27 protein-coding genes and 1 pseudogene are annotated in these 25,501 nt (G+C 67.8%); 23 read left to right on the top strand and 5 right to left on the bottom strand.

Features of this window, described 5'->3' with window-relative positions; genetic code table 11:
• Nucleotides 1-148: 148 nt before the first annotated feature.
• Nucleotides 149-838, top strand: a complete 690-nt coding sequence (locus VSR34_RS10420) for an NBR1-Ig-like domain-containing protein (protein ID WP_028230269.1) — start codon at nt 149-151, stop codon at nt 836-838.
• Nucleotides 839-1,049: 211 nt separating this feature from the next.
• On the opposite strand, the gene VSR34_RS10415 is transcribed toward VSR34_RS10420, so the two are convergent.
• Complete coding sequence (locus VSR34_RS10415) at nt 1,050-1,556, bottom strand: lecithin retinol acyltransferase family protein (RefSeq protein WP_042288548.1); 507 nt, start codon at nt 1,554-1,556, stop codon at nt 1,050-1,052.
• A gap of 361 nt (nt 1,557-1,917) precedes the next feature.
• Between VSR34_RS10415 and VSR34_RS10410 the strand changes: the two genes are divergently transcribed.
• On the top strand, nt 1,918-2,568 hold the full coding sequence (locus VSR34_RS10410) for a BON domain-containing protein (RefSeq protein WP_028212989.1): 651 nt from the start codon (nt 1,918-1,920) through the stop codon (nt 2,566-2,568).
• Between the two features lie 53 nt (nt 2,569-2,621).
• Here the strand turns inward: VSR34_RS10410 and VSR34_RS10405 are convergent, their stop codons facing one another.
• Nucleotides 2,622-3,101, bottom strand: coding sequence for a hypothetical protein (locus tag VSR34_RS10405; protein ID WP_042288546.1), 480 nt, complete (start codon nt 3,099-3,101; stop codon nt 2,622-2,624).
• Between the two features lie 190 nt (nt 3,102-3,291).
• Between VSR34_RS10405 and VSR34_RS10400 the strand changes: the two genes are divergently transcribed.
• The 18 genes and pseudogenes from VSR34_RS10400 to VSR34_RS10315 all read left to right on the top strand — a co-directional run bounded on the left by VSR34_RS10400 (nt 3,292) and on the right by VSR34_RS10315 (nt 18,550).
• Nucleotides 3,292-3,744: a universal stress protein gene (locus VSR34_RS10400; protein ID WP_028212990.1), complete on the top strand. Its 453-nt coding sequence runs from the start codon at nt 3,292-3,294 to the stop codon at nt 3,742-3,744.
• A 48-nt stretch (nt 3,745-3,792) separates the two neighbouring features.
• On the top strand, nt 3,793-6,255 hold the full coding sequence (ppsA, locus tag VSR34_RS10395; protein WP_342962454.1) for a phosphoenolpyruvate synthase: 2,463 nt from the start codon (nt 3,793-3,795) through the stop codon (nt 6,253-6,255).
• Between the two features lie 42 nt (nt 6,256-6,297).
• Complete coding sequence (locus VSR34_RS10390) at nt 6,298-6,948, top strand: BON domain-containing protein (RefSeq protein WP_342962453.1); 651 nt, start codon at nt 6,298-6,300, stop codon at nt 6,946-6,948.
• A gap of 44 nt (nt 6,949-6,992) precedes the next feature.
• Nucleotides 6,993-8,444 (top strand): F0F1 ATP synthase subunit beta, encoded by a 1,452-nt coding sequence (gene atpD, locus VSR34_RS10385; RefSeq protein WP_342962452.1) that lies wholly within the window; start codon nt 6,993-6,995, stop codon nt 8,442-8,444.
• 9 nt (nt 8,445-8,453) lie between these two features.
• Nucleotides 8,454-8,912: a F0F1 ATP synthase subunit epsilon gene (locus VSR34_RS10380; RefSeq protein ID WP_342962451.1), complete on the top strand. Its 459-nt coding sequence runs from the start codon at nt 8,454-8,456 to the stop codon at nt 8,910-8,912.
• Between the two features lie 17 nt (nt 8,913-8,929).
• Nucleotides 8,930-9,214: pseudogene (locus VSR34_RS10375) on the top strand (AtpZ/AtpI family protein); the annotation flags it as partial.
• The gene (locus VSR34_RS10370; protein WP_342962450.1) at nt 9,207-9,482 is read left to right on the top strand and encodes an ATP synthase subunit I; all 276 of its coding nucleotides are present in this window, start codon (nt 9,207-9,209) and stop codon (nt 9,480-9,482) included. The pseudogene VSR34_RS10375 and the gene VSR34_RS10370, both read left to right, overlap by 8 nt.
• Complete coding sequence (locus VSR34_RS10365; protein WP_342962449.1) at nt 9,479-10,177, top strand: F0F1 ATP synthase subunit A; 699 nt, start codon at nt 9,479-9,481, stop codon at nt 10,175-10,177. Before VSR34_RS10370 ends, VSR34_RS10365 begins: the two co-directional genes overlap by 4 nt.
• Entirely contained in the window at nt 10,174-10,419 is a 246-nt protein-coding gene (locus VSR34_RS10360; RefSeq protein ID WP_017774099.1) for a F0F1 ATP synthase subunit C, read from the top strand. The genes VSR34_RS10365 and VSR34_RS10360 overlap by 4 nt, the downstream gene beginning before the upstream one ends.
• A gap of 13 nt (nt 10,420-10,432) precedes the next feature.
• Nucleotides 10,433-11,182: a hypothetical protein gene (locus VSR34_RS10355; RefSeq protein ID WP_028212995.1), complete on the top strand. Its 750-nt coding sequence runs from the start codon at nt 10,433-10,435 to the stop codon at nt 11,180-11,182.
• Nucleotides 11,169-12,686, top strand: a complete 1,518-nt coding sequence (locus VSR34_RS10350; protein WP_342962448.1) for a F0F1 ATP synthase subunit alpha — start codon at nt 11,169-11,171, stop codon at nt 12,684-12,686. The genes VSR34_RS10355 and VSR34_RS10350 overlap by 14 nt, the downstream gene beginning before the upstream one ends.
• The gene (locus VSR34_RS10345) at nt 12,683-13,549 is read left to right on the top strand and encodes a FoF1 ATP synthase subunit gamma (protein WP_342962447.1); all 867 of its coding nucleotides are present in this window, start codon (nt 12,683-12,685) and stop codon (nt 13,547-13,549) included. Before VSR34_RS10350 ends, VSR34_RS10345 begins: the two co-directional genes overlap by 4 nt.
• Nucleotides 13,550-13,635: 86 nt before the next feature.
• A complete protein-coding gene (locus VSR34_RS10340) occupies nt 13,636-14,244 on the top strand; it encodes an NAD(P)H-dependent oxidoreductase (RefSeq protein ID WP_028212998.1) in 609 nt (202 codons plus the stop codon).
• Between the two features lie 50 nt (nt 14,245-14,294).
• The gene (locus VSR34_RS10335; protein ID WP_342962446.1) at nt 14,295-14,945 is read left to right on the top strand and encodes a BON domain-containing protein; all 651 of its coding nucleotides are present in this window, start codon (nt 14,295-14,297) and stop codon (nt 14,943-14,945) included.
• Between the two features lie 16 nt (nt 14,946-14,961).
• Nucleotides 14,962-15,192 (top strand): hypothetical protein, encoded by a 231-nt coding sequence (locus VSR34_RS10330; protein WP_028213000.1) that lies wholly within the window; start codon nt 14,962-14,964, stop codon nt 15,190-15,192.
• A complete protein-coding gene (locus tag VSR34_RS10325; protein WP_028213001.1) occupies nt 15,189-15,638 on the top strand; it encodes a CBS domain-containing protein in 450 nt (149 codons plus the stop codon). Before VSR34_RS10330 ends, VSR34_RS10325 begins: the two co-directional genes overlap by 4 nt.
• Nucleotides 15,639-15,689: 51 nt before the next feature.
• Nucleotides 15,690-16,214, top strand: a complete 525-nt coding sequence (locus tag VSR34_RS10320) for a flavodoxin (RefSeq protein WP_342962445.1) — start codon at nt 15,690-15,692, stop codon at nt 16,212-16,214.
• Entirely contained in the window at nt 16,211-18,550 is a 2,340-nt protein-coding gene (locus VSR34_RS10315; protein ID WP_342962444.1) for an FAD-dependent oxidoreductase, read from the top strand. Before VSR34_RS10320 ends, VSR34_RS10315 begins: the two co-directional genes overlap by 4 nt.
• 94 nt (nt 18,551-18,644) lie before the next feature.
• On the opposite strand, the gene phaZ is transcribed toward VSR34_RS10315, so the two are convergent.
• Nucleotides 18,645-19,907 (bottom strand): polyhydroxyalkanoate depolymerase, encoded by a 1,263-nt coding sequence (gene phaZ / locus VSR34_RS10310; RefSeq protein WP_028213003.1) that lies wholly within the window; start codon nt 19,905-19,907, stop codon nt 18,645-18,647.
• A 433-nt stretch (nt 19,908-20,340) separates the two neighbouring features.
• Between phaZ and VSR34_RS10305 the strand changes: the two genes are divergently transcribed.
• The 3 genes from VSR34_RS10305 to VSR34_RS10295 all read left to right on the top strand — a co-directional run bounded on the left by VSR34_RS10305 (nt 20,341) and on the right by VSR34_RS10295 (nt 23,199).
• The gene (locus VSR34_RS10305) at nt 20,341-20,994 is read left to right on the top strand and encodes an alpha/beta fold hydrolase (RefSeq protein ID WP_342962443.1); all 654 of its coding nucleotides are present in this window, start codon (nt 20,341-20,343) and stop codon (nt 20,992-20,994) included.
• An 89-nt stretch (nt 20,995-21,083) separates the two neighbouring features.
• Complete coding sequence (locus VSR34_RS10300) at nt 21,084-21,797, top strand: phosphoribosyltransferase (RefSeq protein ID WP_036044351.1); 714 nt, start codon at nt 21,084-21,086, stop codon at nt 21,795-21,797.
• A gap of 79 nt (nt 21,798-21,876) precedes the next feature.
• Entirely contained in the window at nt 21,877-23,199 is a 1,323-nt protein-coding gene (locus VSR34_RS10295; protein ID WP_342962442.1) for an erythromycin esterase family protein, read from the top strand.
• Between the two features lie 22 nt (nt 23,200-23,221).
• Here the strand turns inward: VSR34_RS10295 and VSR34_RS10290 are convergent, their stop codons facing one another.
• Together VSR34_RS10290 and groL are read right to left on the bottom strand one after the other, a co-directional pair.
• Entirely contained in the window at nt 23,222-23,809 is a 588-nt protein-coding gene (locus VSR34_RS10290; protein ID WP_342962441.1) for a hypothetical protein, read from the bottom strand.
• A gap of 64 nt (nt 23,810-23,873) precedes the next feature.
• Nucleotides 23,874-25,469 (bottom strand): chaperonin GroEL, encoded by a 1,596-nt coding sequence (groL, locus tag VSR34_RS10285; protein WP_342962440.1) that lies wholly within the window; start codon nt 25,467-25,469, stop codon nt 23,874-23,876.
• Between the last annotated feature and the right edge of the window lie 32 nt (nt 25,470-25,501).

Below are 25,501 nucleotides of genomic sequence, written 5' to 3'. Positions count from 1 at the left end.
ACGAGCGAGCATGCTCTGTGATTGACGCCCCTGGCCGTGGTGGTCGCCATTAGCCGTATTCTCGGGACTTTGCGGTTTGTAGCGACGATCAAACTGTCCTTCCTGGTGTACGATCGCGTAGCCACCTGCAGGCCGATGGGGAAAGCGAATGCAAGTGAGGAAAGAGACGCTGCGAGCGTTGATCGCACGTCGTGGCCGCGAACTTGGTAAATCGATGACGGCGATTGCCAGGGAGGCGGGTTTGTCGAGAACGTATCTGTACGGGCTTTCAGGCGGAATCGCTCAAGACCCCTCAGTACGGACGTTGGTGAAACTGGCCAGGGCGATACAGGTATCGCCATTGCTGCTGTTCCGCTACTACGCTGATCTCAGTGGAGCGCCAGCAACGGGAGCACCCGTGGCGCCTACGAACAGGGCGGTAGGCCTTCACGACCCGGAAGATGTTGCCGTCTTCAATGCCGATGTCACGACGCCAGATCAAACGGTAGTCCTGCCGGGAGAGGTGTTTCAAAAGGTATGGGAGATACAGAACCTCGGTACACGCCCGTGGCTGGGTCGTCGCCTCGTGCGTGTCGATGGTGAGTACGTGATGGCGCGGCGGACCCGAAACAATACCGGGCTAGAGGTCGTTCTGGATGCGCACCTGTCGAGTCTGCACAGGGAAATTGCAATTCCCGACACGCAACCGGGGCAACCCATACGTCTGTCGGTCGACTTCGCTGCGCCAAATGAAAACTGCACGGTTGCCTCAATCTGGCGAATCGAGGACCGCGAAGGGCATCCGTGCTTTGGTCCATCGTTCATCCTGCATGTAGTCGTGACAGTCATGGCTCGATAGGCCAGATATCGGCGATAGACCGAGCTTTCCGGACTATCGTTGTTCGAGCGCATCCGGAACAGTGTGCGGAGACTCGACTGCGCTGCCAGCTTGCATGGGACCAGCCCGTCGAGCACCGTCTTGTGGCGGTGCCATCGCGCGAGCCAGAGGGAAATTTCCGGACAGTCGCGTTTGATGCATCTCATTCACCATGGCGCGGTCGGCGGCGGCATCAGCAGCCCAGGACCGGGACCGGGATGTTCATCGTCTTGCCGAAAGACGCCAGCAAACCGTCACGCATCAGCTTGCAAACCATCAACGTAAGCAGCACTCGTGCGGCGAGAGCAGGATTGCGCATGCAGGCATCCACCTGTTCGCTTTTCCCGTGTCCAAGCACGCACCACAGGCAGAGATGTTCGCAATTGTTGGTGAGCAACCGGTAGTTTTTCTCGCCGAGCCGCGATGCCGCGCGGCGAGCGACCTCGAGTCCCGCGTACCGCGCGTGCGGGTGCTGAACGACCTCGAAGCCGAAGCCCGCAGCAAAAAGCTCGATGGAGACGACCTCGACCGGGCCGCTGCCAAGGCCGCGCGAAAGGCCGGCGTAGTGAATGACGCGGCCGTTCCCGACGTAGATGCCGTGATGCCGATAACCGGGCCGCTGCGTGGCGAGGTGGGCGCCGACTGACACATCGCGTGTACACACGACATCTGCACTACCGGCTTGTGCGTGCTGGCTCATGACTCGCTCCAGAACCAGCAGCGGCTCCTGACCTGGCCGGGACAGCGTCCCGGATATGCATTTGCTCGCCGCTGAACATCTGACACCTTCGCTTTCGCCACGCCTGAAGTATTGGTTTTGACGCACGCGGTAACAATCAGCCCCGGCTGAGATTGATGTCCGATCTCTGCTTTGCATGTCGGAAAACTCCGACACCGTGAAGGAAAACGGCTGATGTCGAATTGCGATGCGAGCAGATGCGAGCACTGCGGGACGGAACGGAGCCCGACGCCGCGTAGTTGATGCAGATCAGCCGGCGCGATGCAGCCCGTGCCAGGCTCGTCTCGATGGTCCACCAGGGACCGATTCGACGGAGACGACGATGAAGACCGATTTGCAGCTCAAGCACGATGTGGAAGCCGAACTGGAGTGGGAACCGGCGGTGACCGCTTCGCGAATTGGCGTCGAGGTGAGAGACGGCGTGGTGACGCTTGCGGGACATCTCGCGAGCCTTGCCGAGAAGATGGCCGCCGAACAGGCCACGCGCCGCGTGGGCGGCGTGCGCGCACTGGTGGTCGAGCTGGAGGTGCGCCTGCCCGGCGAGGACGTTCGCACCGACGAGGACATCGCGCACATCGCGCGTTCCGTTTTGCGCTGGACAGCCGGGCTGAGCGAGGACGCGGTGCAGGTGCAGGTCGAGCACGGCCACGTGGTGCTCAGGGGCACGGTCGAATGGCCGTGGCAGAGTCAAACCGCCGTGCGCGCCATTGCGCAGTTGCGCGGCGTCGCGGACGTGACGGATCACATCGACATCCGCAATACGATGGCGCCGGAAAAGATCAGCAAGGACATTCTCGAAGCCATGCGGCGACATGCGGACCGCGAGGCCCGGCATATTCAGGTCACCGTGAACGAGGGGACGGTCCGGCTCTCGGGCAAGGTCCACTCCGTTGCGGAACGCTCCGTGGCGCGAGGCGCGGCGTGGGCGGCACCGGGCGTGCGCGCCGTGGTGGACGATCTGATCGTGGAGTGATGCGGCGGTCGCCGCGTGAAACGTGCGCCGTTTGGCATGCGTAGCTGGCGGCGCTATCGCGAGGTGGCGCGCAAAGGCATGGCTTGATGCGCGGCCGCGGGGAAAACGAACTCGACGTTCGTGCCTTGACGCGCATTCACGTGCACGACGCGGGTCTGCTTCGTTCCCGCCGCATACGCCGCGACCTGGTACCTGCCCATGGGCAAGGAGACGTAAAGGAACGGTCCGAGCGTGCTCGTATTGAGGACCGAAGCGCCGGAGGGCCCGACGATCTCGACAGCCACGTCAGAAAGGAACTGGCCTCCCTGGGTGAGGAAAGTCATGCGCAGGCTGTACTGGCTGGCGACGCTGCGCATCGCCGCGACTTCGTCGCTGCCCACGCCGCCGGTGATGTAGGCGACACCGTTACGGACGGTCCGCGTCGCGGCGTTCTCCGTTGGCGTCGCGACGGTCTGCGCCGAACCTACGCTGGCGTCGAGACTCGTTGCCGCGATCAGAACGGCGATCAGCGTAAGGCGGCAGGCGGTTTTCATGGATCTCTCCTTGCTTGAGCGGCCGGTAATGCCACGGCAAGAGCATCCCGCTCCCCGCGGCGCTGCGTCTGATGCAAGTCAAGCCGGTTTTCATTTGATGCAAGTCAATGGGAAGACGCCATCCGATCGGATGATGTGCGTCAGGCAGGGCAATGCGGCGCGGGATGGCCCGCGAGTCAGGAGGCAGGGCATGTACGAGAAGATTCTGATTGCGTTCGATGGGAGCGAGACCTCGAAACTGGCGCTCGCCGAGGCGTTGCGCATTGCGCGGCTGACGGGCGGCCAGCTCTGTGTTGCGCATGTAATCGACGTCGTGGCGCCGTTCGGCATGGGGCTCACCTACGTTCCCGCGGATTTGCTCGCGTCGTATCGCGAAGAGGCCAAGGAACGCCTGAAGGCGGCGCGCTCCGAAGCGCAGGCCGCGGGCGTGAAGTGCGAGACGGAACTGCTCGAAGTGGCAGGCATCACCCAAAGCGTTGCGCACTGTCTGCAAGGCTGCGCATCGCGCTTCGGTGCGCAACTCGTCGTGCTCGGCACGCATGGCCGGCGCGGCGTGAGGCGGGCCATCATTGGCAGCGTGGCGGAGGAATTCGTGCGCAACGCGGATTGTCCGGTGCTGCTCGTGCGTGGCGAGCCCGCCTGAGTGCGGCCAGCCGGAATCATTGAACGCACTTCATGAGCGGAGCATTCCATGGAAAACGCTTCCTCGGCCGTCGTCTCGCTCGCGCAGGTCACGCGCGCCGATCTCGCGCGCGTGGGCGGCAAGAACGCGTCGCTCGGCGAACTGATCGCCAACCTCGCGCCCCACGGCGTCAAGGTGCCGCCCGGCTTCGCCACCACGGCGCAGGCGTATCGCGACTTCATCGAAGCGAACGGCCTCGACGCGCCGATCGCCGCCGCGCTGGACGATCTCGCGGCCCAACGCAGCACGCTCGAGCAAACGGGCGCACTGATCCGTTCAGCGATCTTGCGCGGCGAATGGCCTGCCGCCATCGCCGATGGCATCCGCAGCGCCTACGCGGACCTTTGCCGGCAGACCGGCAACGAGACGCTGAGCGTGGCCGTGCGTTCGAGCGCAACGGCCGAAGACCTGCCCGAGGCGAGTTTCGCGGGGCAGTTCGAAACGTTTCTGAACATCAGCGGCGCCGCCGCCGTGCTCGACGCGTGCAGGCGTTGCTACGCATCGCTCTATACCGACCGCGCAATCAGCTACCGCCAGGCCAAGGGTTTCGACACGCTCAAGGTCGCCGTGTCGGTGGGCGTGCAGCAGATGGTGCGCGCTGATCTGGGCGGTGCTGGCGTGATGTTTTCGATCGATACCGAAACCGGGTTCGACCGTATCGTGCTGATCAACGCGGCATGGGGCCTGGGGGAGAACGTGGTGCAGGGCGCCGTCGACCCCGACGAGTACGAAGTCTTCAAGCCGTTGCTGAAGGAGGCGTCGCTCACGCCCATCGTCAGCAAGACGCGCGGCGCGAAGGCGGTCAAGATGATCCGCACGCGCAGCCGGACACAGCCGACGAAGAACGTGCGGACCTCGCGCGCCGAACGCATGGCCTGGGTGCTGCGCGATGACGAGATCCTGCATCTGTCGCGCTGGGCGTGTCTCATCGAAGCGCACTACGGCTGCCCGATGGACATGGAGTGGGCGAAGGACGGCGCCACGGGTGAACTGTTCATCGTTCAGGCGCGACCGGAAACCGTGCAGTCGCGCCGCGACGCCGGCGCGCTGAAGACCTGGCGCATCGGCAAGACGGGGCCGAAGCTGCTCTCGGGCGTGAGTGTCGGGGAGGCGATCGGCGCGGGTCAGGTCTGCGTGATCGAGCAGCCCCGCGACATGGCGCGCTTCGTGGACGGCGCGGTGCTGGTCGCGCAGACCACCGACCCGGACTGGGTGCCGATCATGCGGCGCGCTTCCGCGATCGTCACCGATCACGGCGGCCGCACCTCGCACGCGGCGATCGTGAGCCGCGAACTCGGCCTGCCGGCGATCGTCGGAACGGGCAACGCCACGCGCGTGCTGCGTAACCGCCAGGCGGTCACGGTCAGTTGCGCGCAGGGCGAGGAAGGCATGGTGTACGAGGGCATTGCCGAGTTTCACGCTGAAGAGATCGACTTTTCGAACATGCCGCACACGCGCACGGGCATCATGCTCAATCTCGCGAATCCGGCGGCGGCGTTTCGCTGGTGGCGCATTCCGGCCGATGGAGTAGGGCTGGCGAGAATGGAGTTCGTGATCAGCAACCAGATCCGCGTTCACCCGATGGCGCTCGTCCATTTCGACGAGCTGAAGGACGGGGAGGCGAAGCGCACCATCCGCGATCTGACCGTGGGTTACGACGACCGCACCGAGTACTTCGTCGAGCATCTCTCTCGCGCGCTCGGGCGTATCGCGGCCGCGCAGTATCCCCGTCCCGTAATCGTGCGCATGAGCGACTTCAAGACCAACGAATACGCGAACCTCGTGGGCGGCGCAAAGTTCGAGCCGAAGGAAGCCAACCCGATGCTCGGCTTTCGCGGCGCGTCGCGCTATTACTCGCCGCTCTACCGCGAAGGCTTCGCGCTCGAATGCCGTGCGATCCGGCGCCTGCGCGATGAAATGGGCTTCACCAATGTCGTCGTCATGATTCCGTTCTGCCGCACGCCGGAGGAGGCCGACCGCGTGCTCGCGGTCATGCGCGAGAACGGCCTCGAACGCGGGCGCCATGGTCTGGAAATCTATGTGATGTGCGAGATTCCCTCCAACGTGGTGCTTGCGCGCGAGTTCGCACAGCGCTTCGACGGGTTTTCGATCGGCAGCAACGATCTCACGCAGCTCACGCTGGGCGTGGACCGCGACTCGGCGCAGCTCGCCGGCCTGTTCGACGAGCAGAGCGAAGCCGTCAAATGGATGGTGCGCCGGGTCATCGCCGAGGCGCATCGCGCCGGGGCCAAGGTCGGCTTGTGCGGCGAGGCGCCCGCGCACCACCCCGAGTTCGCGGCTTTCCTCGTCGAGTGCGGCATCGACTCGATCTCGGTGAGTCCCGACAGCTTCGTCGCCGTCAAGCGGCGCGTCGCGGCCAGCGAGCCCGCGCTCGATGCGGATGCCGGCATGCCCGATGCGTGTCCGGATGCACCGGCTCGCAGCCGCAGCGTGCCGATCTCAACCAGTTAGGAATCCGATTCGAGTCATGAAGACGCGCGCCCGGAGCATGCGATGAAAGCCGATACGCAACTGAAGCAGGACGTCCAGGACGAACTGGCGTTCGACGCCGCGCTGGACGCATCGCACATCCGGGTCGAAGTGGCGAACGGCGTCGTGAGCCTCTGGGGACGGGTGCCTGCGCTTGCACAGACGCATATCGCGGAACGCGCTGCACAGCGGGTGAGCGGCGCGCGTTCGGTCGTCGTGCGGTTGCAGGTCGAACTGCCGGCCACCAACCCGCCCAGTGACGAAGCGCTCGCTGACATGGCGCGCGCGATCCTGCACTGGACGGCAGGCGTGCCGCAACGCGCGGTGGAAGTCGAAGTGGTGAACGGCCACCTTTTCCTGCGCGGGGCCGTCGAATGGGAATGGCAGCGCGAACTGGCGATTCACTCGCTCGTGCGCCTGCGCGGCGTCACGGGCATCACGAGCCGCGTGGAGGCGAGCCGGCGCATGGATCCGCGCAAGATCAGCGAGCGCATCCGCAAGTCGCTCCAGCGCCACGCCGAAGACGAGGTCAGCCACATCCATGTCGAAATGAGCGACGGCGTGGTCACGCTGAAGGGCACGGTCGCTTCGGAAGCCGAGCGCGCCGTCGCGCGCGGCGCCGCATGGACGCAGCCTGGCGTGAGCGCGGTCATCGACGAACTCGTGCTGGCGTGACGCCGCGCAGACTCACCGTGCCCATGAGCCACGCTTCGAACGACATGTCTGCGTCCGCCGCGGTTCGCGCGCCGCGTGCAGTCGGGCGCGTGAGCGCGTTGCGCGGCGCGGTGCTGGACGTCGTGTTCGAGAGCGGGCCACTGCCGCCCGTCGAAGACGCGCTGTCGATCGTTCGCGACGACGGCTCGCGTCTCACCGCGGAGGTCGAGGCGCATCTCGGGCCCACGGCGGTGCGCGCGCTCGCCTTGCAGTCGACGGCGGGATTGCGGCGCGGCGCCCGCGTGGAGGCGCAAGGCGGTCCGCTGGAGGTTCCGGTGGGCGACGCGGTGCTCGGCCGTCTGCTCGACGTGAGCGGCACGGCGCATGACGGCGGCGCGCCGCTCGACGCCGGCGCCCCGCGCCGGCCGATCCACCGCGCGCCGCCGCCGCTCGCGGCGCTGCGTAGTTCGACCGAGATCTTCACCACCGGCCTCAAGGTGATCGATCTGCTCGCGCCGATCGCGCAGGGCGGCAAGGCGGCGATGTTCGGCGGCGCGGGCGTCGGCAAGACCGTGCTCCTGATGGAGCTGATTCACGCGATGGTGGCGCGCTATCAGGGCATCTCGGTGTTCGCGGGCGTGGGCGAGCGGTCGCGCGAGGGCCACGAAATGCTCTCGGAGATGCGCGGCTCGGATGTGCTCGCACGCACGGTTCTGGTGTACGGGCAGATGAACGAGCCGCCGGGCGCGCGCTGGCGCGTGCCGCTCACGGCGCTCACCATCGCCGAGCACTTTCGCGACGAGAAGCACCAGAACGTGCTGCTGATGATCGACAACGTTTTTCGCTTCGTGCAGGCGGGCGCGGAGGTATCTGCGTCGCTCGGCCGCATGCCCTCGCGGGTCGGTTACCAGCCGACGCTCGCGAGCGAGGTGGCCGCGTTGCAGGAGCGCATCGTCTCGGTGGGGGAAGCGGCGGTGACGGCCGTCGAGGCTGTCTACGTGCCCGCCGACGACTTCACCGATCCCGCCGTGACGACCATCGCGGCGCACGTGGACAGCATGGTCGTGCTCTCGCGCGCCATGGCCGCCGAGGGCATGTATCCGGCCATCGACCCGATCGCTTCGTCTTCGGTGCTGCTCGATCCGCTGGTTGTGGGAGCAGAGCACGCGGCGGTCGCGATCGAGGTGCGGCGGCTCATCGAGCACCACCGCGAGTTGCAGGACGTGATCGCGCTGCTCGGCGTCGAGGAACTGGGCGCCGAGGACCGGCTGCTCGTGCATCGCGCGCGCCGCCTGCAGCGCTTTCTCACGCAGCCGTTCGCGGTGACCGAGGCGTTCTCGGGACAAGCGGGCCGCTCGGTCGCGATCGCCGATACGCTGGCGGGCTGCAAGGCGATACTCGCCGGCGAATGCGATGGCTGGCAGGAGCGCTCGCTCTTCATGGTCGGCACGCTCGACGAGGCACGCGAGAAGGAGTGTGCTTCGGCAACGGCGGCCACGCCGGCCGCACTCGCATAGGGGGCGCAAATGGACGCCACGCTGCTCGATCTGACGATCGCCACGCCGCTCGACATCGTGGTGAACCATGAGGCCGCCGGATCGGTGCGCGCCGAGGACGAGAGCGGTTCGTTCGGCATCCGGCCGGGGCATGCGGACTTCATCACGATGCTCGTGCCTTCGGTGGTGCGTTGGCTCGCGGCGGACGGGACGCGCCGGTATTGCGCGGTGGACGGCGGTGTCATGACGGTATCGGCGGGACGCACGGTGGCGCTCGCGTGCCGCGAGGCGATCGTCGGCGATTCGCTCGAGCGGCTGGAGCGCGAAGTCGCCAGCGTACGCGCCGCGCAACTCGACGCCGAGCGGCGCGTGCGCGTGGAGAGCGTGCGGCTGCACGCCCAGGCGGTGCGGCAGATGCTGCGCCATCTGCGCGGCCCGCTCATGCCGGACGGGCAGGCGATGGCGGCGGCCCGGGAGCGAGATCGATGAGCGATCCGTCGCGAGAGTCCAACCACATGGCGCGCGCCGCGCGCGATGCCGCGCAGCGCGAGGCGCGTGGCCGCGCGCAACCCGAGCCTTCGCTCGGCAGCCGGCTCGGACAGATGGGCATTCTCGGCTGGACCATCGTGCTGCCCACGCTGGCGGGGCTCGCGATCGGCCACATGCTCGACCGGCTGTTCGGCACGCGTGTGTTCTTCTCGGCGCCGATGCTCATGCTCGGCGCGGCCGCGGGCCTCTGGTTCGCGTGGAAATGGATGCGCCGGCAGGAACGGAGCCATGAGGATGACTGATCATTTGACGCTTTTGAGGTGCGTAGAGGGGCTCGCCGCGGGCACGGCGGCAGGCGCGGCGCATTTCGCGGCGCTGCGCTGGAACGCGCGCTTCTTTGCGGCAGGCCGGATCGGTGTCGCGCTAGGCGCACAGGCCGTGCGCTGCATGCTGACCGCGCTGCTCCTCTTCGCGCTCGCGCGCACGGGCGTGGCGGCGCTGCTCGCGGGTATGGCGGGGCTCCTGCTCGCGCGCCATGCCGTGCTGCGCCAGGCGGTGCGGACACGATGAAAGCCTCGCCGCTCACCACCACGCCGCTCTGGCACCTCGGTCCGCTCGCGATCACGGCGCCGGTCGTCATCACGTGGGCCATCATGGCCTGCATGGGCGTCGCCGCGGTGCTGCTCACGCGGCGGCTCGCGCTCGTGCCCTCGAAGACGCAGACCGTTCTCGAACTGTTCGTCACCACGCTCGACGCCCAGATTCGCGACACCATCGAAGGCGACCCCGCCCCGTACCGCGCGCTGATCGGCACGCTCTTCGTGTTCGTGCTGGCGGCCAACTGGTCGTCGCTGTTGCCAGGCGTCGAACCGCCGACCGCGCATATCGAAACCGACGCGGCGCTCGCGCTGATCGTGCTCGCGGCGACCGTCTTTCACGGCCTGCGCACGCGCGGCATGCGCGGCTACCTGGCGGCCTTCGCCGAACCGACCTGGGTGATGATCCCCCTGAACGTCGTCGAGCAGCTCACACGCACCTTCTCGCTCGTCGTGCGCCTCTTCGGCAACGTGATGAGCGGCGTGTTCGTGGTCGGCATCGTGCTTTCGCTCGCGGGGCTGCTCGTGCCCATTCCGCTGATGGCGCTCGATCTGCTCACGGGCGCGGTGCAAGCCTACATCTTCGCAGTGCTGGCGATGGTGTTCGTCGGCGCCGCGGCGGGCGGCGAGCGCTCGGGCACCGGCCATCGCGCACAGGAAAAGCCATGAATCTCATCGAAATCGTCAGCATCGCGGCCGCCGCGCTCGCGGTGTCGTTCGGCGCGATCGGACCCGCGCTCGCGGAAGGCCGCGCGGTCGCCGCCGCGATGGACGCCATCGCGCGCCAGCCCGATTCGGCGGGCACCGTCTCGCGCACGCTGTTCGTCGGCCTCGCGATGATCGAGACGATGGCGATCTATTGCCTCGTGATCGCGCTCCTGCTGCTGTTCGCCAATCCGTTCGTCAAGTAGCGAAGGTCGCGCCATGCATATCGACTGGTCGACGCTCGCGCTGCAGACGGTCAATGCCCTCGTGCTGGTGTGGCTGCTCGCGCGCTTTCTCTTCCGGCCCGTGGCGGAGATCGTCGCGGCGCGCCAGAAAGCCGCGCAGGCGCTGCTTGCCGACGCCGAAGCGAGCCGCCGCGCGGCGCAGGCCGAGCACGACGCCGCGCGCGAAGAAACCGCGCGCCTCGCGGCCTCGCATGACGCGGCGCTGCGGGCGGCCGAAGCAGGCGCCGAAGCACATAAGGCGACACTGCTCATGCAGGCGCGGGCCGAAGCCGCGCAATTGCGTGTGCAAGCCGAAAGCGAGATCGAACGCGAGCGCGCCGCGCGCTCGCGCGACATCGAAGACGATGCGGTGAGACTGGCGGTCGAAATTGCAGGACGCCTTCTCGACCGGATGCCGCCCGAGGTGCGTGTGCAGAGCTTCATCAGCGGCACGGCGCAGGCGTTGGCGAAGCTGCCGCCCGAGACGCGCGACGAATTCGGCGCGCAGGGTTCGCCGCTCGCACTGGCCGCGCCGCGCGAGCTGAGCGATGCCGAACGGCAAGCCTGCGAGGCGGCGTTCAGCGCGGCGCTCGGGCGCGACGTCACGCTGCGGGTGCAGGCCGACCCCACGCTGATCGCCGGGCTCGAACTCACGGGCGCGCACGCGGCGGTGCGCAACCATCTGCGTCACGATCTCGACGTCATCCGCGAGACGCTGCTGGAGCGCGGCGGTGTGCGCGGCTGAGTCCGGGGCGCAGAACTGGCTTTCGCGAGCGCAAGACGCGCTCGCGCGCGTGCAGTTTGCGCCCGAGGCCCAGACCAGCGGCAGCGTGGAACGCATCGCCGACGGCGTTGCCCGCATCTCGGGTCTCGCCGATGTCGCGCTCGACGAAACGGTGCGCTTCGCGAGCGGCGCGACCGGCTACGTGCGCACGCTCGACGCCGATTTCGCGCACGTCGTGCTGCTGGACGGCGCGGCGGGCGTGGAAGCCGGCGAGCGTGTGGAGCGCACCGGCGCCGTGCTTCAGGTGCCCGTTGGCGAGGGGCTGCTCGGGCGTGTGATCGATCCGCTCGGCCGGCCGCTCGACGGCGGCGAGCCGCCCGCCGCCGAGGCGTGGCTGCCGGTGGAGCGCTCAGCGCCCGCCATCGTCGAGCGGGCCGCCGTGAGCGAGCCGCTCGAAACCGGCGTGCTGGTCGTCGACGCGCTATTCGCGATCGGGCGCGGCCAGCGCGAGCTCATCATCGGCGACCGGGCGACGGGCAAGACCTCGCTCGCCGTCGACGCCATCGTCAACCAGCGCGCGAGCGATGTGATCTGCGTATACGTCTCGGTGGGCCAGCGCGCCACGGCGGCGCAGCGCGTGATCGACGCCGTGCGGGCGCGCGGCGCGCCGCAGCGCTGCGTGTTCGTGGTGGCGCCGTCGTCGGCTACGCCCGGGATGCAATGGGTCGCACCGTTCGCGGGCTTCTCGGTCGCCGAGTATTTCCGCGACCGCGGCCAGCACGCCCTCGTCGTGATCGACGACCTTTCGAAGCACGCGGCCACGCATCGCGAGCTGGCGCTGCTCACCGGCGAGCCGCCCGGCCGCGAGGCGTACCCCGGCGACATCTTCTATCTGCACGCGCGGCTCCTGGAGCGCGCGGCGCGGCTGAGCGCGGAACTGGGCGGCGGCTCGCTCACCGCACTGCCGATTGCGCAGACCGAGGCGGGCAATCTCGCGGCCTATATTCCGACCAACCTGATCTCGATCACGGACGGCCAGCTCGTGATGGATGCCGCGCTGTTCGCAGCGAACCAGCGGCCCGCCGTCAACGTGGGCTTGAGCGTGAGCCGCGTGGGCGGCAAGGCGCAGGCCCAGGCGCTGCGCCAGGTGGCGGGGCGGCTGAGGATCGAATACGCGCAGTTCCTGGAGCTGGAGATATTCGCGCGCTTCGGCGGCCTCACCGATGCGCGCGTGAGCGCGCAGATCGCACGTGGCGAGCGCATTCGCGCCTTGCTCGCGCAGCCGCGCTTCAGCCTGCTTGGCGTCGCACAACAAATCGCGTTGCTTGGCGCGCTCGCCGACGGCGAATTCGATGCGTTGCCCGCGCATGCCGTTGCGCAGATTCGCGAGCGGATCGCACAAGTCGGCGCGCACACGATCGGCAATAGTTCGGATCGCGAATCATTGGCGAGCGTTGCCGCGTTGCGCGAACGGGTGCGCGAATGCATCGGGCGCGGCGGAACCGCCTCAGAGGGGGCGCAATGAGCGGCAAGCTCGGCGAGATCGAAGCGCGGATCGGCGCGACCCATCAACTCGAAGCCGTGGTCGGGGCCATGCGCGCAATCGCGGCGGCGCGCGCGCGCGACGCGCACGCCCGGCTTGCCGGCATCCGCGCTTGCGCGGCGGCGGCCGGGGCCGCGATTGGCGATGTCCTGGCGTTCGATCCTTCGAGCGCATCGACGAGCGCGACGCATGCGGACGAAGGCGCCGAGGTTTGCATCGTCATCGGTGCGGAGCAGGGCTTCGTCGGGGGCCTCAACGACCGGATTGCCGACGAGGCGCTGCGCCGCCCGCTCGCCTCCCCGCGCCACTGGCTGCTGGTCGGCACCCGGCTCGCGAGCGCATGCGCCGAGCGCGGCATGGGCGAGGCATGGTCCGTACCGATGGCGGCGCACCCTGCCGCCGTCCCGCATCTCGCGGCGCGTGTTTCCGATGCGCTCTACGCGAGGCTCGCAGACGGCGAGCGCGCGACACGCGTCACGCTCACGCACGCGCTGCCGGGCGAGTCGCGGCTGCGCATCGTGCAGCGCACGCTCATTCCGTTCGATTTCGCGCGCTTCGAGGTGACGCCGCGCGCCCTGCCACCGCTCGTCAACGTCGCGCCCGCGCGTCTGCTGAGCGGGCTCGTCGGGCTCTATGTGTCGTTCGAGCTATGCGAGGCGCTCATGCTTGCGTTCGCCGCCGAAAACGAGGCCCGCGTGCGCGCCATGCTTGCCGCGCGCACCAACGTGCGACAGCGGCTCGACACGCTTTCTCAACAGTATCGCGCGATGCGCCAGGACGAGATCACCTCGGAAATCGTCGAGCTGACCACGGGACGCGAGGCCGCGCAGCGTACGAGGGATTGATCGTCCTGATTGACGTGTGTCAATCGGATGGCGGGGAACGCGCGCACGATGGCCCTGTGCAGCGGTTTTTGAAAGGAGCCACCGCCATGCAGAAACACCTCATCGTGGTCGCGCATCCGGTGGAAGACAGCTTCACCATGAGCGTGACGCGCGCCTACCTGGGCGAGCTGGTCCGCATCGGTCATGACGTCCGTCTTCACGATCTCTACCGCATGGGGTTCGATCCCGTGCTGTCCGCCGAGGAATTGACCGAGGGAAGCGACGTGCACGTGCGCATGGCCGACGTCGTGATCGCGCAGAAAGACGTGCTCGCGGCCGATGTCGTCACGGTCATCTACCCGCTCTGGTGGATGGCGATGCCCGCGATGATGAAGGGCTACATCGACCGCGTGTTCAGCCGCGGCTTCGCCTACGAGACCCAGCCGGACGGCGTGCACGGCTTGCTGTCCGGGCGCCGCGCCGTGGTGGTGACCATTTCGGCCGCCCCGTTGGCCTCGTTCGTGGCAGACGGCCGGTGGCAGGCCATGCAGCTACTGCAGGATACGCACGTGTTCCGCGCATCGGGCTTCGATGTGATCGGGCATCTGCATTTCGACGAAGTCGGCCCGGCAATGCCTGTGGATACCGCCTCCGCCAACCTCGCGCAGGTGCGGCAATTTGTTCGCGGACATTTCGCTTCGGTACCGACGGTGTGAATCCCCGGTGAAACGAAGCTGCGCCGGAACGACATGAGGAGTGGACGGCAATGAAATCCGATCTGGAATTGAAGCGCGACGTAGAGGCCGAGCTTGCATGCGACCGGTCGATCCTGCCGGCGAGTATCGGCGTCGAGGTGTCCAACGGCGTGGTGACGCTGTCGGGCCATCCGGCGAGCTACGCGGCGAAGCTCGCCGCGCAACGCGCGACCGCCCGGGTGGCGGGCGTGCGCGGCATCGCCGTGGAGATGGAGGTCAGTGTTCCGCAGCACGAAGCGCGCCGTGACGAGGACATCGCGAACACGGTGCGCGCGATCCTCGAATGGACGGTGGGCGTCAATAATCAGGACGTCCAGGTAGAAGTCGAGAAAGGTTGCGTCACGTTGCTCGGCGAGTGCGACTGGGGTTATCAAAGCCATGCCGCACAGCAAGCGATTTCGCATTTGCTCGGCGTGACGGGCGTGAACAACCGGATCCGCATTCGCGGCGCCACCTCGGCCGAAGACATTGCACGCGGCATTCGCGCCGCCATTGGCCGCCACGGCGAGCGCGAAGCGAAACACATCGAGATCAAGATCGACGGTGACACGGTCACCCTGTCCGGCAACGTCGCCTCGTACGCCGAGCGTCAGCTCGTCTATGGCGCGGCGAAATCGACGCCGGGCGTGCACACGATCGTCAATCTTCTGCGCGTCGAATGACACCGGGAGCATTGCCATGTATCGCTTCTTTCGCCGCTTCGAACGCGTGGCGTTCGGCATCGTGACGGCGTCGGCCATCGTCTGCGCAGCGGTTCTGCTCCTCCATCGCTACGCCGGCTCGCTGACGCCCGACTTCCTTCCGTTGCCCGCCGCGCAGGCGGGCGTCCCGTTCGCGCTCGTTTGCGAAGATGCACAGCAGGCGGGCGCGTGCGAACAACTACTCGCCGAATGGAGGGTGATCAAATGAACGCCGCTACGCTTTGCACACGTGAAGTCGCCACCTGCGACCCGCAAACCTCCATCGTCGAAGCGGCGGCGAGAATGCGTGCGCTGCATGCCGGAGACCTCGTGGTGGTGCGAGACGACGAAGGCGTGCGCGTGCCGCTCGGCGTGCTGACCGATCGCGACATCGTGCTGGCCGTGGTGAGCCCGGACGCGGCGGCCGGCAAGCTGTACGCCGGCGATGTGATGTCGACGCCGGCGCTCGTCGCCAATGGCGCCGACGATGTCTGGCTGCTCGCCAAGCGCATGCGCCTGCACGGCGTGCGCCGGCTGCCCGTGGTCGGCGACGACGGCGGACTGATCGGCATCGTCTCGCTCGACGATCTGCTGCATGCGGCCGCGAATCTGCTCGAGGAGCTGCGTCTCGTTTCCGCTCGCCAGCCACATATCGAAGAGAAGCGCCGCACCTAGCACGGCGCGCGGCATCGTTCGCGCGGCGGCGAAACCTTGGGGGAGATTGCCTTGAAAGCGCCATCACGAATTCTCGTGGTCTGCTATTCGCGCAGCGAGACGACGGCGGAGTTTGCCGGGCGCCTTGCCGCCGAACTCGAAGGGGATTACGAACGGCTGCGCGAGGTCGAAATCCGGCGGCGCGCGGGGCCGCTGGGCTTCCTGCTTTCGATTCTCGACGTGGGCCGCAAGCGCCCCGCGCACTTGCAGCCGATGACGCATGCGCTCGCCGATTACGACGTCGTCCTGATCGGCACGCCCGTGTGGGCGGCGCGCGCGTCGACGCCGGTTTCGACGTGGCTCTCGCTGCACTGGCACGAGATGCGCACCGTGGCGTTCTTTTGCACGATGGGCGGACGCGGAAGCGAAGACGCGTTCGCGCAGATGGAACAGCTCGCGCGGCGCGCGCCGATTGCAACCTGTGCGATCTCCGCGCGCGACATGCGCACCGATGCGGCGGTCGAGAAGGTTGCCCGCTTCGTGCTGGCGATCAAGGATGCACTCGCCGCGCGCGAGCACGCAACGGCGTCCCGATGAACGCGGGGGCGGAGCCGGGCATGCGCGAGCGGCGCTTCGACTATGTGCTGGTGGGCGGCGGCATTGCGAGCGTGTGCGCGGCGCGCACGCTGCGCCACGAAGCGCCCGGCGCGAGCATCGCGATCCTCTGCGGCGAGCCCGTCCTGCCGTACCGGCGGCCGCCGCTCACGAAGGGCTTCCTCAAGGGCAAGGTCGGCGCGGCGCGGGTTACGATCCACCCGGCGGACTTCTACGAGAAGCACGACATCGCGCTGCTGTTGCACGCGAAGGCTGCGGCGCTCGATTGCTGCGCGCATGTCGTGCAGCTCGAAGACGGCAGCGAGGTGGGCTACGGCAAGCTGCTGATCGCGACAGGTGCGTCGCCGCACAGGCTCGATATCCCAGGCGCCACGCTGACGGGCGTGCACCGTCTGCACGATATCGGCGAGGCCGTCGCCTTGCGAACCGAGACGGCGAGCCGGCGCCGCGCGCTCGTGATCGGCGCGGGTTTTGTCGGCGTGGAGGTAGCGGCGGTGTTGCGCGAGCTGGGGCTCGCCGTGACGCTCGTCGAACGCAGTGACCAGTTGCTGCCACAGTTGCATTCGGCCTTGCTTTCGGCGCACTTCATGAAGCTCTGCGTGCAGCATGGCGTCGAGGTGCTGACCGGCCTCACGATCGAGCGTTTCACGGGACACCATGCGCTCGCGGGCGCGGTGCTGAGCGATGGCCGTGCGCTCGCCTGCGATCTCGCTGTCGTGGCGACCGGCGTGGAACCGAACTGCGCATGGCTTGCGGGCAGCGGCGTGGAGCTGGCCGATGGCGTGCTCGTCGACGAGTGTCTGCAAACCTCCGACCCGGACATCCATGCAGCCGGCGACGTCGCGAATTTCCCTGACTCGCTGCTGGGCGCGCGCCACCGCGTCGAGCACTGGGACAATGCGGTGCGACAGGGACGCCTCGCCGCGCGCAACATGCTCGGCGCACGCATGCCGTACCGCGATGTCTCGATCTTCTATGGGGACGTCTTCGACGTGCCCTACAACTTTCTCGGCGATCCGTCCGATGCCCAGGAGGTCGTCGAGCGCGGCGAGTTTCCGCAGCGGCCGTACTCGCTGCTCTTCATGAAGCACAACGTGCTGCGGGCGATGTTCTCGATCGAAGCGCCGGCCGACGAAGCCGTCGCGGCCGAAGAGATGATCCGGCACCGGCGCAATCTCGCGAGCAGTGGTGCGGCGCTGGCGCAGGCGGGCTCGCGCCTCGGTGCGCTGCCTTCGCAGACCGTGCTCATCCTGCAAGGCGGCGGTGCGCTCGGGGCGTTCGAGTGCGGGGCGATCGCCGAGCTGGAGGCGCATGGCGTGCGGCCCGACATCGTCTCGGCCGTGTCGATTGGCGCGTTCAACGGCGCAATCGCCGCAAGCCACCCCGGCCACGCGGTCGAAGCGCTCGATGCCTTCTGGCGCGAGCTGTCGATCGAAGGCCTCGCCGCGCCGCAGTCTTGCACGCAACTGCATCAAAGCGAACTGGCCTGGCATCTCGCGCTCTTCGGCGTGCCCGGTTTCATGCGCCCGCGCTGGTGGATGGGCGCACCGGGAACCGGCAGCTTCGCGCCATGGTGGACGAGCTACTACGACACGCAGCCCATGCTCGGGCTCTTGCGCCGCCACGTCGACTTCGATGCGCTCGCCGCGAGCCCGACGCGCCTGCTGCTCGGCGCCGTGGACGTCGCAAGCGGCAAGCGGCGCATCTTCGACAGCTACGTCGACCGGCTGACGCCCGAGCACCTGCTCGCGAGCGGCAGCCTGCCGCCCGCCATGCCGTGGACGATCGTGGAGGGCCGCGCGTACTGGGACGGCGGCATCGTCAGCAACTCCCCGCTGGATCTCGTGATCGAGCGCTGCGGCCAGGTCGCCGGGCGCGTGTTCGTCGTCGACCTGTTTTCGGGCGCCCGGCCGTTGCCGTCGAATCTGTTCGAGGTGATGCTGCGCCGCGACGAGATCGTCTATGCGGACCGGGTGCGCAACGATCTGCGCTTCGAGGAAAACGCCAACGACTTCCGCGATCTCGTCGAGCGCATCACGGGCCAGCTCGACGCCGCCGCTGCCGAGCGGGTGCGGCAGTCGCCCGAGTACATCCGGCTGATGGGCAACCAGGCGCCCGTGCAGATTCACCGCATCGCGCTCAATGGCGCCTGCACGAGCAGCGCGACGTTTGCGCGCGACTTCGATTTCTCGGCGCAGGCGATCGCGGCGCTACACGCGCTTGGCCGCGCGGCGGCGCTGGCGGTGCTCGGACCGGACGAAGAGAAGTTGCCCAGCAGCGAGACGGCGTCGGACCGCGAGGACGAGGTCTGCAAATAGCGCAGCATCAGCGCGCCGGAACCGGCGCACAGCGCCCGCACGCGGCTCAACCCGCAGTTCAACCCGCGGCTCAACCCGCGGCTCAACCCGCGGCTCAACCCGATACGAAGCGGGTCTTGCGCGGCACCGAGCGGTGACGCAGCCACGCCGAATCGGCTCGCGCAAAGGCCGCCTGAAGCGCGGGATGCACATCGTCGCGCCAGCGTTCGCCGGTGAAGAGCCCATAGTGATCGCACTCCTCGATATCGAGGCCCTTGCGCGCCGCCGAGGCGATGCCGCTGCACATGTCCAGCGCCGCGTGCGTCTGTCCGGCGCCGGTGACGGCGTCGCGCGTGCCTTCGACGGTCAGCAGCTCGATGTCCCGCAGCGCCTTGGGCTCGACGAGCGTGCCGTTCACGCGCCATGTACGGTTTGCCAACCTGGCGCGCTGGAAGACGATGTCCACGGTATCGAGAAAATATTCCGCCGGCATGTCCAGCAGGGCCGTGTACTCCGCCAGCGCGCGCCGCGCCTCGTCGACGGCACCGGTATCGCCGCGCGAGATCGCCTGCGCATAGCGGTCGGCCAGGGCCACATAGCGATGCGGATAGACGAGCGCGATCTCCGCCCGCTGCAGATAAGTCGGGAACACGGGCCGGCCCTGTCCGGCGAATCCGGAGGGCACCACGTCGATCAGATGGCGCTGGCACCAGTCGAGCGAATGCGATGCGGCCGCGAGGCCGAGCGTGCTCGGATTGATGCGCGCGTCGATCGGACCGCCGATCAGCGTGACGCTCGCGGGCGGCGCGCAGCCACGCTGCGCGCGCAGCGCCAGCGCACCCAGCGCCGGAAACGTGGACTGGCAGACGGCGACGACGTGCAGCGGCCGGTCGTCCTGCACAAGGCTTTCGATAAAGGCGTCGAGCATCGCCACGTATTCGGCGAGTCCGAAGCGGCCCGCGGCGAGCGGCACGTCGCGCGCGTTGATCCAGTCGGTGATATAGACGTCGCCGTCGGCGAGCAGCGCCTCCACCGTCTCCCGCATCATGACGGCCGCATGGCCGGCCAGCGGCGTGCACACCAGCACGGCGCGCTTCGCGTGCGCGCGTGCGAAGCGCCGCAGGTCGCAGAACGGTGCATGCGCGACGAGACGTTCGTCAACGTCGCAACGGCCCTCATCGAGCGCAACGGTGCGGATTGCAAACGGGGGCGGTTCCGACACGAGGCCGAGAAGGGGCTCGAACACATCCGCATAGCAGGACGAAGCGGCCTGCGCGAGCGCCGGAGCGGGCCACGCGCCGAATACGGGTGCGTACTGGGATGCAGCGCGCCAGGCGCGCAGCCATTGACGCTGTTGTTCCACAAGGGCATACCACATCGTTGACCTCGATGATCCACGCCATCAAGCGGCAATTACCGCGCAACGCTCGCGAGAATCGTGCCGGCATCCGCGTGATCGGCTGATGGAGCCGTGGCTGGAGGGGAAAAGGCAGCGCAGCGCCATTCATCGTAGACGCGCTTCGCGCGCAAGTCACGTTGGGCGTCGGTCGTCAGGCATGGGCCGAGTGCATGCGCTTCGTTTCCATGGTGGTTCCATTGGCAGCCGTGCGCTTGATGCATATCAATTGCGATCGCCCGAGCCGCAACGTGCATCGCCCAATCGATCCGGGCCGATGCTTGATCGAGGTCAACGGGCTGAGCGGGGCAGGCACGATGATCGATATAAGCGCTGTTGCCGTCGGGCGCGACGGCGTGGGATGGCATGGAGCATGCGTATCGCTGGCGCGCCGTTGCGTTCCCAGGAGAGACAGATGCAGACCTTGCAGGTGCAGATTCCCGTGGATTACGTGAAGCTCGGCGGGATTCTGGAAATTCCCGGTACGGCGCGCGGCGTCGTGGTGTTCGTGCACGGCAGCGGCAGCAGCCGCTTCAGCCCGCGAAACCGCCAGGTTGCAGCCGGTTTGCAGCGCGAGGGATTCGCGACGCTGCTGTTCGATCTGCTGACGCAGGACGAGCAACGGCACGACGACGTTGACGCCACGTACCGCTTCAATATCGCGCTGCTGGCGCGCCGGTTGGGCTCCACCCTTGGATGGCTGCGGCAATGGGCCGAAGTCCCGACGCAGCCCGTCGGGCTCTTCGGCGCCAGTACGGGCGCCGCGGCCGCGCTCGTCGCGGCGGCTCAGATCAACACCGTGAGCGCCATCGTGTCGAGGGGCGGGCGGCCGGATCTCGCCGGCACCGCGCTTGCCTCGGTCCGTGCGCCGACACTGCTGATCGTCGGCGAACTCGACACCGAGGTCATCCGCCTGAACCAGAAGGCCGCCGGGCAACTGACCTGCGAGCACAGCATGGCCATCGTGGCCGGCGCGACCCATCTCTTCGAGGAACCCGGCACGCTGGACGAAGTGACGCGCCTTGCCGCCGGCTGGTTCGGGCGCTGGCTGACCCGCGCGATATCCTGAAGGCATCGCGCCGCCCGCGCGGGCAGGGCCCATTCGCGCATTTCCCGCATCGTCAGATCTGGCGAGGCATCGCATACAGGACATCGATCATGAGTGACCTATTTCGCAATCGCGCGGATGCCGGCATGCAGCTCGCGACAGCGCTGCATCGTTACGCTGGGCGCACCGACGTCGTAGTGCTGGCGCTGCCGCGCGGCGGCGTGCCGGTCGGCTATGAAGTGGCGCGGGCCTTGCGCTGTCCGCTTGACGTGCTGCTCGTGCGCAAGCTCGGTGCGCCGCACAACCCGGAGCTCGCGATGGGGGCCATAGCGACCGGCGAGGCGATCTACCTCAACGATTCGGTGCTGCGCGCACTCCATGTGAGGGAAGAGCAGGTGGTGGAGGCCATTGCGCGCGAACGCGTCGAGCTTCGTCGTCGCGAGCTGGCCTACCGAGGCCAGCAGCCGCCGGCTGATGTGGAGGGCAAAACCGTCATCGTCGTGGATGACGGCCTCGCGACGGGATCGACGATGCATGCCGCGCTCGACGCGCTTCGCACACGGCACCCGAAGCAGATCGTCGTCGCGGTGCCCGTGTGCCCAGCCGGGGTCGAAGCGCGCTTTCACACGGCCGCGGACGACTTCGTCTGCGTGATGCAGCCGGACTGGTTCATGGGTATCGGGCAGTTCTACGCCGACTTCACGCAGACGAGCGACGAAGAGGTGCGAACCTGTCTCAATGCCGCGCATGAGTGGCAACAGAAGGCCACGAGCGGCGACGGCGCGGCCAGGCAGCCCGCTTCCCCGGAAGACGGCGCGCATTGATCCGCTAACGGGCTTGCGCGTCCCGCCGGGTTTCCTCGCGAACGCGCATCATGCACTACCCGCATGGAGAGATTTCATCATGCAGCCATCGAAAACCCCGTTCCTTGCCGTGCGCTCGCTTGCCCGGCGTCTGAACGGCAATAGTACGGACTACGATGCACTTCTGGAAATGGTGCGCGGCCGCGATCTGGTTCTGCTCGGCGAGGCGACCCACGGCACCGCCGAGTTCTACCGGATGCGCGCGAAAATCACGCTGCGCCTCGTCACCGAACACGGGTTCGACACGGTCGCCATCGAAGGCGACTGGCCCGACGCGTGGCGCATCAACCGTTTCGTGCAGGGCGAGGGGGCCGACGACGCCACCTCCGCGCTCGATGACTTCGAGCGCTTCCCCCAGTGGATGTGGCGCAATCGGGAGGTGCGCGATTTCATTGCCGCGCTGCGCGAAATCAATGCGACCCGGCCGCAGCGGCAGCGCGTCGGCGTTTATGGTCTCGATCTCTACAGCCTCTACCGGTCTGCCGACGCGGTGATCCACTATCTCGAGGACGTGGACCCGGGCGAAGCCGCCATGGCGCGCGAGCGCTACGCGGCGCTGGACCATGTGCGCGAGCCGCAGGCCTATGGGTATGCCGCGGCGCTCGGCGCCCGGCCCGCCGCGCACGCCGGCGCGGTGCGCCAGCTTCTGCAACTGCGCGCCGACGAATTCGATTATCTTGCGCGCGACGGCACCGACGCGCTCGATGCGCAGTTCTTCGCCCAGCAGAACGCCCAGGTGGTGGTGAACGCCGAAGCCTACTACCGCGGCATGTTCAGCAGCCGGCTGAACACGTGGAATCTGCGCGACGCCCATATGGCCAACACGCTCTTTGCGCTGGCGGACTACCGCGTTCGCCGCGGCGGCAGCGGCAAAGTGGTCGTCTGGGCGCACAACTCGCATCTCGGCGATGCGCGCGCAACGGAGTCGCGGCGTCGCGGCGAGTGGAATCTCGGCCAGATCGTGCGCGAAAACGCGCAGCATCGGGCATTGCTGGTCGGGTTCACGACCTATACCGGGCATGTGTCGGCGGCTTCGCAGTGGGATGGCGAAGTCGAGCAGAAATGGGTACGCCCCGCGCTGCACGGAAGCTGGGAGCATCTGTTCCACACCACGGGTTTCGATCGCTTCTTCCTGCCGATGCAGGACGAGAGCTCGCGCACGCTCGACGAGCCGCTGCTCGAGCGCGCGATCGGCGTGCTGTATCTGCCGCGGACCGAGCGGCAGAGCCACTATTTCGAAGCCGAACTCGCCTCGCAGTTCGACGCGCTTTTTCATCTCGACGAAACCAGCGCGGTCGAGCCGCTCGAACCCGCGGCGGGCTGGCACAGGCGAGAGGGGCGCCCCGAAACGCCATTCGTATGAGCGGACCTCGCGCCGTACGCGCCTACTCGAAATCAGGCAGCGACTGTTCGTTCAAGCGCGTGGCGCCGCGCGGCGGCGAGAGGCCTTCGATATTCTCCGAGGTCCGCTCCGGGTCGTCCTGGTCGCGCTCGATGTCCCGAGGCGACGCAGCGGCGGCGCCTGCGCCAGCCACGTTCGCGCGCGCGGGCGAACGCGCGGCGACGCGATCATCACTGCGACGGCGCGCGCGCGGCCGGCTGGCCCGCGGCGATTCGAGGCCGAACCAGGCGACCTCGGAGCGCAGGCCCGCGGCATAGGCGTGCCAGCCGCGGGCATTGAGCGCGAACAAACGGTTGCGTACCGATGCGGCGAAGGCGTCGTGGTCGAGCGTTTCGTCGAGCAACGCCTGCGGCCAGCCGCAGAAGGCCTGCTGCGTGCGCATGACGAATTCTTCGACGCTCATGGAAGGCGAAACGTGCCTGAGCAGGACCTCGTTTTCGAGGATCGGATTCAACTCGATCAGTTCCCCGATGGTCTCGGCCGTCGCGTGCGTTTCGAGAATGCGGGCCAGCAATTGCAGCGTGCGGCCCAGGTGAAGCAGCAGGGCGCGTCGTTCGAATGCGTCGTTCATGTCGATTCCTCGATTCAGGGTGACTTGCGTTTGTCGCCTGTTTGTCGCCTGTTTGTCGCCTGCGTCATTCGGGCCGGTCGAAGCCAGGACCGGCTTGCCGGGCGATCATGCAATCGGTCGTGAGCAGCAGGGAAGCAATGGATACCGCGTTCTGCAATGCCGTGCGCGTGACCTTCAGCGGATCCACGATGCCCGCCGCCATCATGTCGCCAAACGTGCCGCGCGCGGCGTCATAGCCCCATACGCCCTGCGCGGCGCTCACGGTGTGCACGACCACCTGGGCGTCGGCGCCGGCGTTTTCGGCAATCTGGCCGAGCGGCGCGGCCAGCGCGTCGTGGACGATCTTCGCGCCGGCCCGCTGCGTTTCGTCGGAGCCGAACGTTTCGAGAACCGACCGCGCGCGCAGCAGCGCGACGCCGCCGCCCGGCACGATGCCTTCCTCGACGGCCGCGCGCGTGGCATGGAGCGCGTCCTCGAAGCGGTTCTTGCGCTCGTGCAGCGCCGTTTCCGTGGCTGCACCGACGCGAATGACGGCCACGCCGCCCGCGAGCCGCGTGAGACGGCGCGAAAGGGCCTCCCGTTCATTGCCGGGGGCGAGCTGTTCGATGCGCGCGCGAAGCGCGCCAATACGCTCCTGGAGGCGGGCGCGATCGCCACGTGCCTCGACGATCGTCGTGGTGTCGCGGGCGATCTCGACACGGCGCGCGGATCCCAGGTCGTCGAGCGTGGCGTGCTCGAGCGTGCGGCCGGTTTGCGCCGAAATGACGGTTGCGCCGGTCAGCGCGGCGAGGTCGTTCAGTGTCTCGGTGCGCCGCGCGCCGAACTCGGGCGAGCGCACGGCGCATGACTTGAGCGTGCCGCGCAGATGGTTGACCACGAGCGTCGCCAGCGCTTCGCCCTCGATCTCGTTCGCCACCACGAGCAGCGGCTTGCCCGTGGCGCTGAGCGCTTCGAGCAAGGGCAGCATTTGCGTAATCGAGCTGATGGCCGCGTCGCACAGCAGAATGCGCGGCTCTTCGAGCACGACCTCGCGCGCGTCGTCGCCGACGAAAAGCGGCGAGGCAAAGCCGTGCTCGATCAGCGAGCCTTCCACGGTCTCCAGCTCGTCTTCGAGCTTGGAGCCGTCTTCGATGCTGATCGCGCCATCCCGGCCAACGCGTTCGACGGCTTGTGCGACGACGGCGCCGATGCTCGCGTCGCCGCTTGCCGAAATCGTGGCGATGTGGCGCACCTCGTCCGTGCCGCTGCATGGGCGCGCCAGTTCGCGCAGCCGCGCGACGACTTGCTGGCCGGCGGACTCGATGGCGCGTCGCAGCGCCATCGGGTCGTAGCCTGCCGCAACGTACTTGTTGCCCTCGACCATGATGGCCTGCGCGAGCGTCGTCGCGGTCGTCGTGCCGTCGCCCGCGAGTTCGCTGGTGCGCGTGGCGACTTCGCGCAGGAGGCGCACGCCCATTTCCTCGAACGCATCGGGCACGGCGACCGAACCCGCTACGACGACGCCCGAGTTCGCGATGAGCGGCGTCTCGCCGCTGCGTTCGACGATGACGTTGCGCCCGCCTGGGCCGAGCGTGACCTTGACGGCTTCGGCGATGGCGTTCACGCCGTCGAGAAGGCGCTGGCGCGCTGCCTGGTGGAATACGAGCGTTTTTCCAGTCACGATGGATCTCGCTAATCAGGAATACGGATAGA

It is taken from the genome of Paraburkholderia sp. JHI2823 (genome assembly GCF_038900695.1).
GTDB lineage: Bacteria > Pseudomonadota > Gammaproteobacteria > Burkholderiales > Burkholderiaceae > Paraburkholderia > Paraburkholderia mimosarum.
This window is presented reverse-complemented; position numbering and strand designations above follow the sequence as displayed.